Genomic DNA, 2188 nt, shown 5'->3' on the forward strand with positions numbered 1-2188 from the left:
CTCCCCGTCCCCGCGCGGGTCTCCGCCCTGCGCGACGAAGTCCGGCACCACGCGGTGGAAGGTGACGCCGTTGAAGTAGCCCTTGCGCGCGAGCGCGTACAGGTTGCCCGCCGTGAGGGGTGCCTCGTCCGCGTCGAGCCGCACGGTGATGTCGCCCTTGTCCGTGCGCAGCACCAGCCCCGCTCCCTTGGGCGCGGGCTCCGGGCGGAAGGCGTAGGCGGGGAGCTCCACGCGCTCGGAGCGCACGGGCTGGCCGGTGAGCTTCGTCAGCGACTCGGCGGCCACGCGGCGCACGTTGGCGTGAGGCAGCGACAGCCACTGCCGGAACCGGGGCTCCGCGGCCTGCCCCTGCAGGGCCACGAGCGCGCCGGCCACCGGGTCCGCGAGGTCCGGCTGGGACGGCACCCGCTCCGCCAGCGCCTCGAGCTCCGGAGGCATCGCGGGGGGCTTGAGCAGTCCCAACGTCGCGGCCGCGGCGCCGGCGACCACCAGGTCCTCGTCCTTCAGGAGCGCGCTCACCGCCGTCGCGCCGCGGAGCACGGGGCGCTCGGCCAGGACCTCCATCGCGGTGAGCCGCACGCGCGCGGCCGGGTGGCGCAGGTAGCCCACCGCGAAGTCCGCGGGCGTCTTCTTCGAGAAGAGCGCCACCTCACGCAGGCCCAGCGCCAGCCGGCGCTCCTCGGGCACCTTGTCGAAGCCGCACGTGCGCACGTCCGCCACCACGCCGCGCTGCCGGTCCAGCGCCGCCGCCAGCCGACAGTCGAGCCAGCCCAGGTCCGCGCGTGCGAGGTCCGACGCCGCGCCCCGCTCCGCGTCCGCCAGCGCCAGCCGCAGCGCCACCAGCACCGGCGCGCCGAAGTCCGGCAGGCCCTGCTGCGCCAGCGCCAGCAACGGGTGGCCATCCGCCGAGCGCGCCAGCGTCTCCACCCGGGGCGTCGCGCTCGTGGGCACGGGCGTCTCCATGCCGCGCGCCACACGCTTCGCCCGAGGCGCAAGGCCCTCCAGCACGTCCAGCGGCACGCAGGGCCCGCCACACATCGCCGCGAGCTTCGCCAGCGAGCGCGCCGCCTCCGCCGCCACGCGCGGCACCGAGTCGTCCAGCAGTCGCCCCAGCACCACCGCGTCCTCCGGACCGCCCACGTCGCCGAAGGCCTTCGCGCACAGGCCGCGCACGTCCGCGTCCTCGTCCGAAAGGCAGCGGCGCAGCGTCGGCAGCTCCTCGGCGCGCTTCGCCGTGGCGAGCAGATACGCCGCGCCGTAGCGCGACTCCACCGGCACCCCGGCCGAGAGCAACGCCCGCGCGGGCGCCAGCGGGACGTCCTTCACCACCGCCGCGCCGCCACGACGCGCCGCCACGCCGAGCACCAGCGCGGCCTTGCCCGCCGTCGCGACCTCCTTGCCCTGCAGGCGCTCCACCAGCCGCGCCAGCGCGTCCTGAGTGGCCAGACGCCCCAGGGAGTCGAGCTGCGCGTCACGCGCGTCCACGTCCCGCTCCACCGCCTCGGCCTCGAGCAGCGGCGCCACCAGCCGCGCGCGCTCGGCGTCCGTCGGGGCCTCCCACGCCAGCGCCAGCTCGCCCACCGCGAAGGCGGCCTCACCGCGCACGCGGGCCTCCGGGTCCTTCAGCCCCCGCGCCACCACGTCCAGCGTGGCCAGGTCCTGGATGCGCGCCAGCGCGCGATAGGCTCGCGCCCGGACTCGCGCGTCCGGCGCGTCGTGGGCCAGCGCCGCGAGCTGCCCGTCGCCGAGCGAGCGGCGGTCCTCCCAGTCCAGGATGCGCGCCATCACCTCCGGGTCCGGGGGGGCCTCGTCGGAGCCGCGGACACCGCGGTGACACCCGGAGAGCAGGACGACGAGGGCCAGGCAGACGTGGGGAAGTCGGACGGGGCTCAAGCGGCGCATGGGCTGGGGCCTAGGCCAATTCCCCGCGAAAATCCAGGGGTTAGGCCGCGTGCCGTTTGACACGTCCGCCCCGGCCCCGGAAGATGCGCCTTCGCATCTCTCAGCAGGAGCGCCGGTCCTGAACTGCCCTGGCTGCGGCTCGAAGGTAGCCGCCAACTCATCCATCTGTCCCGTCTGCGATTACATCATCGACGGCTCGTTCCTCTCCGCCGAGCCCCCCGCGGACAACGATGAGGACCTGTCTCTTATACAGATCTCCGAGCCCACGAGACGCGTAGTAATCTCG

The 2188-nt window shown here is 75.3% G+C and carries 1 protein-coding gene; it reads right to left on the reverse strand.

Annotated elements, in window-relative coordinates:
• On the reverse strand, positions 1-1902 hold a 1902-nt coding region (locus FL311_RS42730; RefSeq protein WP_141333368.1), incomplete at its 3' end, for a HEAT repeat domain-containing protein.
• Between the last annotated feature and the right edge of the window lie 286 nt (positions 1903-2188).

Source organism: Myxococcus sp. AB025B, from assembly GCF_006518215.1.
In the GTDB taxonomy this organism is placed as follows: domain Bacteria; phylum Myxococcota; class Myxococcia; order Myxococcales; family Myxococcaceae; genus Myxococcus; species Myxococcus fulvus.